The following is a 12,895-nucleotide window of genomic DNA, read 5'->3' as shown; positions in this document are numbered from 1 at the left end:
ATTTTGTTGCGGCTGCAAAAGCCGCAGGCTTTCTTAAGCCTACAAGTCAGGCATCGCCATCAATTTCTCAAGCGATAGCCGGTTCGGAAAATCCATCCCAGGATGATCAGACAGATGACGAGAAAGAGCGTGATCATGGCAAGGCTCAAGCCCGGATTGACATCTGCGATGCCGTAGAAGCTCCAGCGAAAGCCGCTGACCAGATAGAGGACCGGGTTGAGATGGCTGACCGCCTGCCAGAAGGGCGGCAGCATGTTGATCGAATAGAAGCTGCCGCCAAGGAAGGTCAGCGGCGGCACGACCAGCATCGGGATAAGGTTCAGCTGCTCGAAATTTCCGGCCCAGATGCCGATCATGAAGCCGAACAGGCTGAAGGTGACCGCCGTCAGCACGAAGAACAGGATCATCATGAGGGGATGCTCGATCCTGATATCGACAAAAAAGCTCGCCGTTGCGAGGATGATCAGACCGATCAGCATCCCCTTGGTCGCCGCCGCGCCCACATAACCGAGCACGATTTCGGTCATGGCGACAGGCGCCGACAGCACCTCGTAGATGGTACCGGTGAATTTGGGGAAGTAGATGCCGAAGGAACCGTTGCTGATGCACTGCCCAAGCAAGGTCAGCATGATCAGGCCGGGCGTAATGAACGCCCCGTAGGAAACACCCTCGACCAGATTGATGCGCGAACCGATCGCGGCACCGAAGACAATGAAATACAGCGACGTGGAAATGACCGGCGAAACGACGCTCTGCAGCAGAGTGCGGCGCGTGCGGGCCATTTCGAACGAATAGATAGACTTGATCGCTTCGAAGTTCATTTGCCTGCCTCCACCAGCGACACGAAAATATCCTCGAGCGAACTCTGGCGCGTCGAAAGATCCTTGAAATGAATTCCCTCGGCAGCGAGTTTCGACAGCAGAGCCGCGATACTGGATTGTTCGTGCTGGGCATCGAAATCGTAGACCAGCGTCAGGCCGTTCGGCCCTAGCGAAAGCCCGTTGCCGTCGAGGGACGGCGGAACGGCGTCGAGCGGCTCGTTCAGATCGAGAATGAGCTGCTTGCGGCCCAGTTTGGCCATCAGCGCCTTCTTCTCCTCCACCAGCAGTAGCTCGCCACCATTGATGACGCCGACGCGGTCGGCGGCCTCCTCGGCCTCTTCGATATAGTGGGTCGTCAGAATGATCGTGACTCCGGAAGCGCGCAGGCGCTCGACTACATGCCACATATCCTTGCGCAAGGTCACATCGACACCGGCCGTCGGTTCGTCGAGAAAGAGGATCTCCGGTTCATGCGAGAGTGCCTTGGCGATCAGCACGCGCCGCTTCATGCCACCGGAAAGCTGGCGAAGCATATTGTCTTTCTTCTCCCACAGCGAGAGATCGCGCAATATCTTCTCGATATATTCGGGGTTCGGCTTCTTGCCGTGCAGCCCGCGCGAAAAACTCACCGTATTCCAGACGGTTTCGAACTGATCGGTGGTCAACTCCTGCGGCACGAGGCCGATCAGGCTGCGCGTAGCACGGAAATCGCGCACGACATCATAACCGCCGACGGTCACAGACCCACCGCTTGGATTGGCAATCCCGCAGACGATGGAAATCAGCGTCGTCTTGCCCGCACCATTCGGCCCCAGCAGCGCCAGGATTTCGCCCCGCTCGATATCGAGATCAATGCCCTTCAGCGCCTGGAATCCGTTGGCATAGGTTTTCGTAAGATTGCGTATGGAAATGATCGCAGCCATAGTCAGGCAAAGTCCGGCTTTTGTGATGAATTTCGCGGCGTTTGCCCGCTATATAGCCGGTCTTGGGCTTTTACCACCCCACGGTAGTGAAACACAGCGTTCGTCTAAGCGGAATAAGCTGTCATCAAATCGTGACCTTCGTCGGGCATATAGCTCCTTAGGTGAACAACGTTTGTCGCAACTCCGCCCAACGCCTCTTGGCGGCATCGTCAGCGCCTGTTGTATTGGCCGATTTATTGCCTTCGCATTCATATTGCGTGCATCATCATTGCAACATGAAGTTCTTTTCTGGGGCTGGCAAGGATTCCCCGTCGTTGCCATGCTCCGCTCAAGCCGGCTCAGCCGGCTTTTTTCTTTTTGCCAGCTTACGATCTGGAAAACGACCGCTACCAGTTGCCGTTGACGCCGCAACCGGCGGGCGGCAGCGTCTTGTGCTCGAAGCGTGCCTTCAGCATCGCGCAACCCCTATCGCGAATGGGTCCGGGCATCATGGAGTTGAGACCGATGCCCACTTCATCGAACGGATCGTCGGCATAGGCGACATAAGCGTACCAGCGGCCGCCGATGACGATGATGATGGCAATCAGTGCAGCAAGGAGCGCCCTTCCCAGGCTTTTCTTTCGTCTTGGTACGTCTTCCATGAATCCCTCTCTAGCAACCAGCGCGCGCAATTGAGCGCGATTCCGTCGAAAGGTAAATCAGCTTTCCCGTTTGACAAGTGTAGATGCTATTCCGGCAAAGGGCCAATCAAAGGCTGCAATAGCGCCGGCCGCCCTTTCGGTCCCTGAGGTCGAAATGAAAGTGGTTCCAGTGCTCCGGATTGCTGCCCGGGCCAAGCACGGTATCGAAATAGCGGCAGCTGTCGCTGCGTACCGCCTTGAGCAACCGCCCTTCCCGAAAGGAAAACAAGCCCTTCTTCCGCACGTCGATCACATGGCCATTCTTCAGGATGAAGGTGCCGACATCGATCGCGTTGCCATGCGCATGTTCCGACATCGGATTATAGCGTTGCCGGCTATTGTTCATCCGCCGGCAGGAATAGCCGCCGAGCGGTACGATCGTGCCGATGCCGGTCCAGTAGCGCGTACGTGCGGCTGGAGCGAGTTCGTTCTTCACCCATTTGGCGAAGGCGAGCGTCACCTGGCAATTCAAGGTCACCGCCGGTCGGACCGCGATATTGCCGGAAAGGCCGCTCAGCGAAACCGGATAGGGAACCTGGCAGGAAGGGCCGTTCGAGATCGCCGGCTTGTCGGTATAGACGACACCCATGCGCTGCAATTCCTGGCGGCAGGCAATTTCCGAAGGCGGCATCATGCCCGGTGTCGATTGCGGCGCTTCGAACTGCTGATTGAGACGCGGTATCGGATTTTCGACCCGCGGCAACATCGCGACCTGCGTTCCTGGCTGCTGCCTCGGTATCTGCGACTGCCTGATTTCCGATTGGGCGGCCGGCCGCTGAAGGGTCGAGCGGTTGGTCTGTACGGGCGCATCGGTGCCGATGCCGTCGACCACCGGCTGATCGGACTGACCTTCGGCAATGTTCTGCTGCTCCTCCTGCGCCAATCCGACCACCGAGGCGGATTGCGCCTCCTCATTCGGACCGACGCCAAGCTCGGCATCCATGTTGACGCCCTGGGAGGGGACATCCGACTGCTGCGCTAAGCCGGCTTCGACGTCCGTCGTGGTCACGGCTTCGCCGGTTCCGCTGGAACGAACGGGACCGCCGCTTTTGTAATTGCTCGATGCGGAAACGACGGGATCCTGTACCCCTTGATAGGCAAATTGGCGCTGCGGCACACTGCGATGCGGCTTGATCGAGCCGACGCGCGAGGAGCTGTCGATGCCGGACGGCGGCACGAGGCTATCCGCCGTACAGGCAACCAGTGCCGACGACAACAGCAATGGCAGCGCGATCCGCCGTAGAATGGGTAAAATGGCCATAGTCCTGATCCGCTGCCCCAGCCACGGTCGGTAACGACTACAAACCCTAAATGGGAAGGGTGAACGAAAGCTTACCGCAAGGGTCCTGCTGGTTTGCAACGGCATCGCGTGAGCATGGAATCGCCTGAAGCAAAGCACGCGACCCACAGGAGTCCTCCATGGAAATGCCAGCATGGCTTTTCCATCGCGGCAGGATTGCATAGGCTGGCTGTCGGAATCGACCGTGAACGGGAGCAGAAGAATGAATGACAGCGTCAAACCGAGAGGCGAGCTGACATTGCGCACGCTCGCCATGCCCGCCGACGCCAATCCTGCCGGCGATATTTTCGGCGGCTGGGTCATGGCGCAGATGGACTTGGCAAGCGGCATCCGCGCCGCCGAACGCGCGCGCGGCCGCGTGGTCACGGCGGCGGTCAAGGAGATGGCCTTCGAACTGCCGGTCAAGATCGGCGACACACTGAGCGTCTTCACCGATGTCGAACGCGTCGGCCGTACCTCGATCACCCTGAGCGTCGAAGCATGGGCGCACCGCGCCCGTTACAACAGCCTGGAGAAGGTTACGGCTGCGACCTTCATCATGGTCGCGCTCGATGAAAACGGCTTGCCGAAGGCTGTACCAGAGGAGATCTGACGCGATGGGTTCCGCACACGCACCGGAAGTCTACGTCTATATCAGGACGGTCATGAGCATGGTGATTGGCCTTTCGCTCGCCCAACTTCTGACCCGGCTTGCCGGTTTCGTGCAGGCGCCGGGCAAGAACAAGATCTACCTCGTCCATATCGGCTGGGTATTGTCCATGTTCCTCTTCATCATCCATTTCTGGTGGTGGGAATATCGGCTGCAATCCGTCGCGCAGATCAATTTCGGCGTCTATCTCTTTCTCATCTGTTTCTGCTGCCTCTTCTATTTCCTCTGCGTATTGCTCAATCCACCCTCGGTCGAGGATTACGGCGGCTTCGAGGAATATTTCATCTCCCGCAGGCGTTGGTTTTTCGGCCTGCTTGCCGTGACCTACGCCGTCGACCTCATCGACACATTGCTGAAGGGTGAAGCCTATTTCCAGTCGCTCGGCTGGGAATATCCAATACGCAATGTCGTCTATGTCATCCTGTGTGTCATTGCAGCGATCACGGCCAACCGGCGCTTCCAGGCCGCGTTCGTGACGGTCGGGCTGATCTACCAGATCACATGGATCTTCCGCCTCTACGACGTGCTTCCGGTATAGCGGTCGCATCCGTCATGGGGCACTAAATCCACTGCTATCTCGGTTCCGACGATCCTTGACCAAGACATCGCCATATTGTTCAGATCGATTACGACCTGGGACGCAGGTGGGAGACTTAAGCCTTGAAGACAAAGAGCTACGCATTGGGACTGGCGCTTGTTCTTTCGCTGCCCTGGCTTGCTCACGCCGAGGATCCCGCCCCAGGCCCCGCCAACACCGCGATCGATCTGAAATATTGGGTGGAGTTCGCAAAACAGGGCAACGCGGCGGCCCAATACGGTCTCGGCTATCGCTACGCCAACGGCCAGGGTGTGGAGCAGGACGATGCGCAAGCCGTAGACTGGTATCGGAAATCGGCTGAGCAAGGCAATGCACAGGCGCAATATGCACTAGCCTACATGTATGCCAGCGGCCGAGGCGTCGATACGGATCCGAAACAGGCAAACGACTGGTATTTGAGGGCGGCACAAGCCGGCAATGCCGATGCCCAATATGCCATCGGCTATTCCTATGCCAATGGCCGCGGCATGGCTGTCAATAATGAAGACGCCGTCACCTGGTATCAGAAATCCGCCGCCCAGGGACAGGCACAGGCGCAATATGCGCTCGGCTATATGTATGCCAATGGCCTCGGCGTGCATCAGGACGAGGCGGTTGCACTCGGCTGGTATAGCAAGGCTGCCGACCAGGGTCGACCCGACGCGCAATACGCCATCGGCTACATGTACGACAACGGTCAAGGCACGGAAGAAGACCAGGAGCAGGCCGTCGGCTGGTACAAAAAGGCCGGCAATCAAGGAAATGCGCAGGGTCTGTATGCAGTCGGCTATGCCTATGCCAATGGCAAGGGTGTCGCACGGAACGATGCCGAAGCCTATTCCTGGTATATGAAGGCAGCCGCAAAGGGCCGCGCCGACGCGCAATATGCCGTCGGCTACAGTCTCGCAAACGGGATAGGCGTTGCCCGAGACTACAGGCAGGCACTGCAATGGTATCGCAAAGCTGCCGATCAGGGCCGCCCCGATGCGCAATATGCCATCGGCTACCTCTACGCGAACGGCCAGGGCGTGAAGACCGATGATGACGGCGCGGTGAGATGGTATCGCAAGGCCGCCGAACAAGGCGACGCACAGGGTCAATATGCCCTCGCCTACATGTATGTAGGCGGCCGCGGCGTTGGCAGAGACTATGGCAAGGCCTTCGACTGGTACCAGAAGGCTGCGAGCCAGGGTCACGCTGACGCCCAATACGCACTCGGCTATATGTACGAAAACGGTCAAGGGACGACGGCTGACAAATCGGCCGCCGCAAATTGGTATCGCCAGGCGGCCGACCAGAACAATTCACAGGGCGAATATGCGCTCGCCTACCTTTATTATCAGGGTGCTGGCGTTCCTAAGGACTATGGCCAAACAGCCGCTCTGTTTCGCAAAGCAGCTGATCAGGGCGACGCTCGGGCGGAATATGGCCTTGGATATCTGTATTATAACGGCTATGGCGTGCCAAAGGACTCCAAGATCGCTGCCGACTGGTTCAACAAGGCAGCGGCTAAGGGACTGCCGGAAGCGCAGCATGGACTCAGCTACATGGAAGCCAATGGCGACGGCCCGATCAAGGATCTCGGACCGCTTGGACAAGGGGCTGCCGGCAAAAAGGGTACGGGCGTCAGCACGGGCTGGCTCTTGTTTCATTTGCTGATGGTGCTCGTGCCTTAACGGTCGCGAAGCGCTCGGCATGTTAATTCAACGGATTTCGACTGAGGGGTAGATCGTGAATTGGAAGAAGGGGGCAGCAGGTTTGCTCTTCGCGCTGGCGTCCGTAGGAGCCGCACAAGCCGATGTCGGACGAAACAGCTACGATCGCGGCGATATCAAATCGGGCTTGGATTACTGGCGCCCCCTGGCAAACAAGGGCAATGCCGCCGCACAGCTGAAGCTTGGACAAATGTACGAGGACGGCAACAGCGTCGAGAAGAACCTGACGCTCGCCCTCAGCTGGTACAGGAAGGCCGCCGATCAAGGCAATGCCGAAGCGCAGTTCAATGTCGGCACCATGTACGACCAGGGCGAAGGCGTCACTGCCGACAAGAGCCAGGCCATTGTCTGGTACAAGAAGGCCGCAGCACAGGGATACCTCAATGCGCAATATAATCTCGGTGTCGTCTACGACACCGGCCAAGGCGTAGCACAGGACAAGGCGCAGGCGTTTGCCTGGTATAGCAAAGCCGCCGAACAGGGCGATGCCGATGCTCAGTTCAATGTCGGCACCATGTACGATCAGGGCGACGGCGCGGACAAGGATAAGGGCAAGGCCGTCATCTGGTACCGCAAGGCGGCAGAGCAGGGAAAAGTCGAGGCGCAATACAATCTGGGCATCATGTATCGCGACGGCGAAGGCGTCGCCAAGGACGGCGCTGCGGCCTTCTCCTGGTTCAAGAAGGCGGCCGAACAGGGCGATGCGAGCGCACAGTTCAATCTCGGTGCCATGTATGCCGATGGCGACGGGATCAGGCAGGATGATGCCCAGGCAATCGCATGGTTCCTGAAGGCAGCGGCGCAGAATGATGTCGAGGCCGAATACAATCTCGGCGTCATGTTCCGCGATGGCGAAGGCGTTACCAAGAATGGTCCGAAGGCGATCTACTGGTTCGAGCGAGCAGCCGAACATCGCTATGCCGGCGCGGCCTATAATCTCGCCATGATGTACCGCGACGGCGATGGCGTTGCCGCTAATGCGGCGAAGGCGGCAGAGTGGTTCCGCAAGGCGAAGCATCTGGGTTACGACGGAGACACAGACGAACCGCCGGAGGATCCATCGGGCGTACAGACTATTCCGATATGACGCGCGGCACTGGCCGACCGGAATCTCTCATGCCTTGTCGGAAATTTGCCCCGCCGTCGGCGAAACGCGCCAAAGCATGCTGGTACCCGTCAGATGGTAATCGTCAAGTCGGGGGATTGCCTTGACGAAGGAAGAGAGAGAAGACTGTCACCACGCCAGCCTTGATTTGCTGCTTCTTCTTTTCAGAGGATAGACCGCCGTGAACCTGAAATATCTCATGCCCCCCTTCTCGCTTCTGCCGCCGCTTCGCATGGCTTTGCTGGCCGCGGCGGTCGTGTTGCCGCTCTCTCCGCTTCCGATGGTGGCAATGCCGGCGCAAGCTGCGCCCGGCTCATGCTGGTCGCTGCTGCAGAGCAAATTTGGTCCGCAGATCGAGAAGTCGGTGAACGAGGCCGATCCCTGCAAGAAACTGCCCGGCGTCGATCACAAGGACAAGTTCGAGGTGAAGTCGCTCGATGTCTGCGACGGCCCGAGCGGTGGCGTCCAGATCAATGCCCATGCCGAGATGGCCTGCAAATCGCATGGCGTGCTGAAGACGACGATCAAGGGTGAGCTCGATGCCTCCATGACCGTCGACGTCGGCGCATGCCACATCACCGACCTGCACCTCGGCATCAATGGCCCGATCGGCGAACTGATATCCTCGGTCGGTGGACTGCAGGAGCTTGCCCGCGGCTTTGCCCAAGCCAAGATCTCGGAAGTTTGCGGAAAATAAACGAAAGGCCGGCGATATCAGCCGGCCCTCGTGACCTTGATGGCGAGTCTGTTCAAGCCCGCACGGCGCTATCCGCTTGGCCTTCATCCTTCCCGCCGAACCGAATACCCTTCTTCTCGAAGCCAAAGCCGGCAAATGCAGCAACGACCACGGCGACGATGCAGGCAACGATCAACAATGCCAGCGCATAGTCGCCGTTCCACTGTTTTGCCAATCCCGCCTGGATCGAGGCATTGCCCGAAGCCAGCAGATTGCCGAGCTGATAGGCAAATCCGGGGAAGGTGCCGCGCACCTCATCCGGCGACAATTCGTTGAGATGCACCGGAATGATGCCCCAGGCGCCCTGCACGAACAGCTGCATCAGGAAGGCGCCGATTGCGAGCATGACCGGCCCCTGACCCCACACCCAGAGTGGGGCGACGGGTATGGCCAGCAGTGCCGCGATGACGATGGTCCGCCGCCTGCCCCAACGCTGCGACAAAGAGCCGAAGGTCAGACCGCCGACGATCGCGCCGATATTGTAGACGATGGCAATGGCGCCGACCGTATAGGAATCATATTGCCGCTGGGTTTCCAGGAAGGTCGGATAAAGATCCTGGGTGCCGTGGCTGAAGAAATTGAACGCGGTCATCAAAAGCACGGCCCAGAGGAACAGTGGAATATTCTCACGCAGCACGGTGAGGAACGGCCGTTGCGGCTTGGCCTGCCGCTGCAGGAAGGCCGGAGACTCCTCCACATTGCGCCTGATATAGAGCACCAGCAGCGCCGGCACGGCGCCGACGAAGAACATGCCGCGCCAGCCGATGACCGGAAACAGCAGGAAGAAAACGATCGAGGCGATCAGATAGCCCGAGGGATAGCCCGCCTGCAGGATGCCGGACACAAGGCCCCGCGAATCCTCGGGTATGGTTTCCATCACGAGTGACGCACCCACACCCCATTCGCCGCCCATGGCGACGCCGAAGAGCGCGCGCAGCACGAGGAACATCGTCAAACCGGTCGAAAAGCCGGTCAGAAATTCGAATACGGAGTAAAGCAGCACGTCGACCATCAGGGTCGTGCGTCGCCCGAAGCGATCCGCCGCGAGCCCGAAGATCAGCGCGCCGAGCGGCCGCATGGCGAGGGTAAGAAAGATCGCCACGGCAACCGCCGGAACGTCCGTGTGAAATTCTTCGGCTATATGCTTGAGAACGAAAACCAAGATGAAGAAATCGAAAGCGTCCAATGTCCAGCCCAGATAGGCTGCGATCACGGTGTTTCGTTGCTGGGGGGACAGGGAACGTAAGCTATCCAATGCGGTCATCATGATCCTCCGACCGGATGGCGGCGGCGAGGCGGGCAATACCGGATGCCGTCGAAGCTGGGGGAACCCGGCATTGGCCGGGCATGTCGACGTTGCGGCTGGTTCCTCCCTTGGCGCCTGCGAGGATCGCGCTATGCGGACTTTGGATCAGCGATAACGCATTAGCCGCCCTTGGGTTGTAACATATTTGACATCTCCGGCGAATGGAAAAATCCGCCACTTTGTTTCCCTTTTGTACCCTTTACCCCTTCACATCTGCGCGATCTGTCGCCATATTCGCCCCATGGCCAAATCACCGAAAAAGTCCCCCGCCCCGACCGGTTTCGAAGAGGCGCCGCAGGCACCGTTTGAGGGCACGCCGCTCAGCGGCAGCGTTGCCGACTGGGTGAAGCAACTCGAAGCCGATGCGGAGGCATCCAGCGTCGAAACCCAGCGCGAGATCGCCTCGAAGGCCGGCAAGCACCGCAAAAAGGTGGAAATCACCGCCGGCAAGACCGCGCGCGGCGTCTCCATGGGTGGGTCGACCGATCCGAAGACGCGCGCCGCCGCCGGCCTCAATCCGGTTTCCGGCCTCGATATCGCGCTTGAGGATGCCGACAAGATTTCGACCGGCGGCGTAACGGCGACGGTGGAAGCCCTGTCGAAGCTGATCGAGAGCGGCAACCCACTGCATAAGAACGGCAAGATCTGGACTCCGCACCGCCCTGCCCGCCCGGAAAAATCCGAAGGCGGCATCGAGATCCGCATGGCCTCGGAATACCAGCCGGCTGGCGACCAGCCGACGGCGATCCGCGACCTCGTCGAAGGGCTGCAAAACGGCGACCGTAACCAGGTGCTGCTCGGCGTCACCGGCTCCGGCAAGACCTTCACCATGGCGAAGGTGATCGAGGCGACGCAGCGCCCGGCCGTCATCCTCGCGCCGAACAAGACGCTGGCGGCCCAGCTCTATTCCGAATTCAAGAACTTCTTCCCAGACAACGCGGTCGAGTATTTCGTCTCCTACTACGACTACTACCAGCCGGAAGCCTATGTGCCGCGCTCGGATACCTATATCGAGAAGGAATCCTCGATCAACGAGCAGATCGACCGCATGCGCCACTCGGCGACGCGTTCGCTGTTGGAACGTGACGACTGTATCATCGTCGCCTCTGTTTCCTGCATCTACGGTATCGGCTCGGTCGAGACCTACACCGCCATGACCTTCCAGATGAATGTCGGGGACCGGCTCGATCAGCGACAGCTGCTGGCCGATCTGGTGGCGCAGCAATACAAGCGCCGCGATATCGACTTCACGCGCGGCTCCTTCCGCGTTCGCGGCGACACGATCGAAATCTTCCCGGCTCACTTGGAGGATGCCGCCTGGCGCATTTCCATGTTCGGCGACGAGATCGACGCCATCACCGAATTCGACCCCCTCACCGGCCAGAAGACCGGCGACCTGAAATCGGTGAAGATCTACGCCAATTCGCACTATGTCACACCGCGCCCGACGCTGAACGGCGCCATCAAGGCGATCAAGGAAGAGCTGAAACTGCGCCTTGCCGAGCTGGAAAAGGCCGGCCGTCTGCTGGAAGCGCAGCGCCTGGAGCAGCGCACCCGCTACGACGTCGAAATGCTCGAAGCCACCGGCTCCTGCCAGGGCATCGAGAACTATTCGCGCTATCTGACCGGCCGCAATCCAGGCGAGCCGCCGCCGACGCTGTTCGAATACATTCCCGATAACGCCATCATCTTCATCGATGAGAGCCACGTCACCGTGCCGCAGATCGGCGGCATGTACCGAGGCGACTTTCGGCGCAAGGCGACGCTTGCCGAATACGGCTTCCGCCTGCCCTCCTGCATGGATAACCGACCGCTGCGTTTCGAGGAATGGGACGCCATGCGCCCGGACACGATCGCGGTGTCGGCAACACCTGGCGGCTGGGAGATGGAGCAATCCGGCGGTGTCTTCGCCGAACAGGTCATCCGCCCGACCGGCCTCATCGATCCGCCGGTCGAAGTACGCTCGGCCCGCACGCAGGTCGACGACGTGCTCGGCGAAATCCGCGAAACCGCTGCCAAGGGTTATCGTACCCTCTGCACCGTGCTGACCAAGCGCATGGCCGAGGACCTGACGGAATATCTGCACGAACAAGGCGTGCGCGTGCGCTACATGCACTCGGACATCGATACGCTGGAACGCATCGAGATCATCCGCGATCTTCGCCTCGGCGCTTTCGACGTGCTCGTCGGCATCAACCTGCTGCGCGAAGGTCTCGATATTCCGGAATGCGGCTTCGTCGCCATCCTCGATGCCGACAAGGAAGGCTTCCTCCGCTCGGAAACGTCGCTGATCCAGACGATCGGCCGCGCCGCGCGTAACGTCGACGGCAAGGTCATCCTTTACGCCGATAATATCACCGGCTCGATGCAGCGGGCGATGGACGAGACCAATCGCCGCCGCGAAAAGCAGATGGCCTACAACAAGGAACACGGCATCACGCCGGAATCGGTCAAGGCGAAGATTTCCGACATTCTCGACAGCGTCTACGAGAAGGACCACGTCCGCGCCGATATCGGCGGCGCCTCGGGCAAGGGCTTTGCCGATGGCGGTCATCTCGTCGGCAACAATCTGCAGGCCCATCTCAACGCACTGGAAAAATCCATGCGCGACGCTGCAGCCGACTTGGACTTCGAAAAGGCGGCACGGCTGCGCGACGAGATCAAGCGCCTCAAGGCCGTCGAACTCGCCGCCATGGACGATCCGCTCGCCCGCGAGGAAGCAAAGAGCCTCGAAAGCCGCGGTTCTGCAGCGGGCAAACGCGCTCCACCCGCACCGGATTCTCGCTCCTATTTTGCCAAGCCGAGCCTCGACGAAATGGGTCCGGGCAGCGATGCCGGCATGCCGCTCTTCCGCAAGAACACATTAGACGAGATGACCGTCGGCCGCACTGAAAAGCCTCTCATGGGCAAGGTGCCGGACAAGCCGATCACGCGAGCAAAGCCGGGCGTCGGCTCCTATGAGGATCCGGTGGACGAGAAGCAGCGCAAGGGGCGGACAAAGGGCAAGACGGGACGGCCCGGGCGATAAGGGGAGCGCAATTGTCGGATATCTGTCGCCCGGTGCTGCCGATTTTATGAAGGCT

General features: G+C 59.7%; 11 protein-coding genes. 6 read left to right on the top strand and 5 right to left on the bottom strand.

Translation table 11 applies throughout. From position 1 onward, the window contains the following. Positions 1–59: 59 nt before the first annotated feature. The 4 genes from PH558_RS05270 to PH558_RS05255 form a co-directional block, all read right to left on the bottom strand. Entirely contained in the window at positions 60–821 is a 762-nt protein-coding gene (locus tag PH558_RS05270) for an ABC transporter permease (RefSeq protein WP_095435107.1), read from the bottom strand. Next, a complete protein-coding gene (locus PH558_RS05265) occupies positions 818–1,744 on the bottom strand; it encodes an ABC transporter ATP-binding protein (RefSeq protein ID WP_285202529.1) in 927 nt (308 codons plus the stop codon). The genes PH558_RS05270 and PH558_RS05265 overlap by 4 nt, the downstream gene beginning before the upstream one ends. Positions 1,745–2,130: 386 nt before the next feature. Continuing rightward, complete coding sequence (locus tag PH558_RS05260; protein ID WP_113408045.1) at positions 2,131–2,385, bottom strand: hypothetical protein; 255 nt, start codon at positions 2,383–2,385, stop codon at positions 2,131–2,133. 106 nt (positions 2,386–2,491) lie between these two features. Further along, the gene (locus tag PH558_RS05255) at positions 2,492–3,685 is read right to left on the bottom strand and encodes an extensin-like domain-containing protein (RefSeq protein ID WP_285202528.1); all 1,194 of its coding nucleotides are present in this window, start codon (positions 3,683–3,685) and stop codon (positions 2,492–2,494) included. A 241-nt stretch (positions 3,686–3,926) separates the two neighbouring features. On the opposite strand from PH558_RS05255, the gene PH558_RS05250 reads away from it, so the two are divergent. The 5 genes from PH558_RS05250 to PH558_RS05230 all read left to right on the top strand — a co-directional run bounded on the left by PH558_RS05250 (position 3,927) and on the right by PH558_RS05230 (position 8,467). Next, positions 3,927–4,316, top strand: a complete 390-nt coding sequence (locus PH558_RS05250) for an acyl-CoA thioesterase (RefSeq protein ID WP_095435111.1) — start codon at positions 3,927–3,929, stop codon at positions 4,314–4,316. Between the two features lie 4 nt (positions 4,317–4,320). Then, positions 4,321–4,911: a hypothetical protein gene (locus PH558_RS05245; RefSeq protein ID WP_095435112.1), complete on the top strand. Its 591-nt coding sequence runs from the start codon at positions 4,321–4,323 to the stop codon at positions 4,909–4,911. Positions 4,912–5,033: 122 nt separating this feature from the next. Beyond that, the gene (locus tag PH558_RS05240; RefSeq protein WP_285202527.1) at positions 5,034–6,626 is read left to right on the top strand and encodes an SEL1-like repeat protein; all 1,593 of its coding nucleotides are present in this window, start codon (positions 5,034–5,036) and stop codon (positions 6,624–6,626) included. A 55-nt stretch (positions 6,627–6,681) separates the two neighbouring features. Next, positions 6,682–7,752: a tetratricopeptide repeat protein gene (locus tag PH558_RS05235; RefSeq protein ID WP_285202526.1), complete on the top strand. Its 1,071-nt coding sequence runs from the start codon at positions 6,682–6,684 to the stop codon at positions 7,750–7,752. A gap of 199 nt (positions 7,753–7,951) precedes the next feature. Continuing rightward, positions 7,952–8,467 (top strand): hypothetical protein, encoded by a 516-nt coding sequence (locus PH558_RS05230; protein WP_285202525.1) that lies wholly within the window; start codon positions 7,952–7,954, stop codon positions 8,465–8,467. Positions 8,468–8,519: 52 nt separating this feature from the next. Here PH558_RS05230 and PH558_RS05225 read toward each other — a convergent pair whose 3' ends face one another. Beyond that, positions 8,520–9,770: an MFS transporter gene (locus tag PH558_RS05225; RefSeq protein ID WP_095435116.1), complete on the bottom strand. Its 1,251-nt coding sequence runs from the start codon at positions 9,768–9,770 to the stop codon at positions 8,520–8,522. A 283-nt stretch (positions 9,771–10,053) separates the two neighbouring features. On the opposite strand from PH558_RS05225, the gene uvrB reads away from it, so the two are divergent. After that, positions 10,054–12,840, top strand: coding sequence for an excinuclease ABC subunit UvrB (uvrB, locus tag PH558_RS05220; RefSeq protein WP_285202524.1), 2,787 nt, complete (start codon positions 10,054–10,056; stop codon positions 12,838–12,840). The last annotated feature ends 55 nt before the right edge of the window (positions 12,841–12,895 follow it).

This window comes from Rhizobium pantanalense, from assembly GCF_030182525.1.
In the GTDB taxonomy this organism is placed as follows: Bacteria; Pseudomonadota; Alphaproteobacteria; order Rhizobiales; family Rhizobiaceae; genus Rhizobium.
The sequence above is the reverse complement of the archived record's forward strand: the minus strand, read 5'-3'. Positions and strand labels throughout refer to the sequence as shown.

Bases quoted from the DNA above. Each gene is read 5' to 3' on its own strand.
- PH558_RS05270 (WP_095435107.1), bottom strand. From the start codon at position 821: ATGAACTTCGAAGCGATCAAGTCTATCTATTCGTTCGAAATGGCCCGC.
- PH558_RS05265 (WP_285202529.1), bottom strand. From the start codon at position 1,744: ATGGCTGCGATCATTTCCATACGCAATCTTACGAAAACCTATGCCAAC.
- PH558_RS05260 (WP_113408045.1), bottom strand. From the start codon at position 2,385: ATGGAAGACGTACCAAGACGAAAGAAAAGCCTGGGAAGGGCGCTCCTT.
- PH558_RS05255 (WP_285202528.1), bottom strand. From the start codon at position 3,685: ATGGCCATTTTACCCATTCTACGGCGGATCGCGCTGCCATTGCTGTTG.
- PH558_RS05250 (WP_095435111.1), top strand. From the start codon at position 3,927: ATGAATGACAGCGTCAAACCGAGAGGCGAGCTGACATTGCGCACGCTC.
- PH558_RS05245 (WP_095435112.1), top strand. From the start codon at position 4,321: ATGGGTTCCGCACACGCACCGGAAGTCTACGTCTATATCAGGACGGTC.
- PH558_RS05225 (WP_095435116.1), bottom strand. From the start codon at position 9,770: ATGACCGCATTGGATAGCTTACGTTCCCTGTCCCCCCAGCAACGAAAC.
- uvrB (WP_285202524.1), top strand. From the start codon at position 10,054: ATGGCCAAATCACCGAAAAAGTCCCCCGCCCCGACCGGTTTCGAAGAG.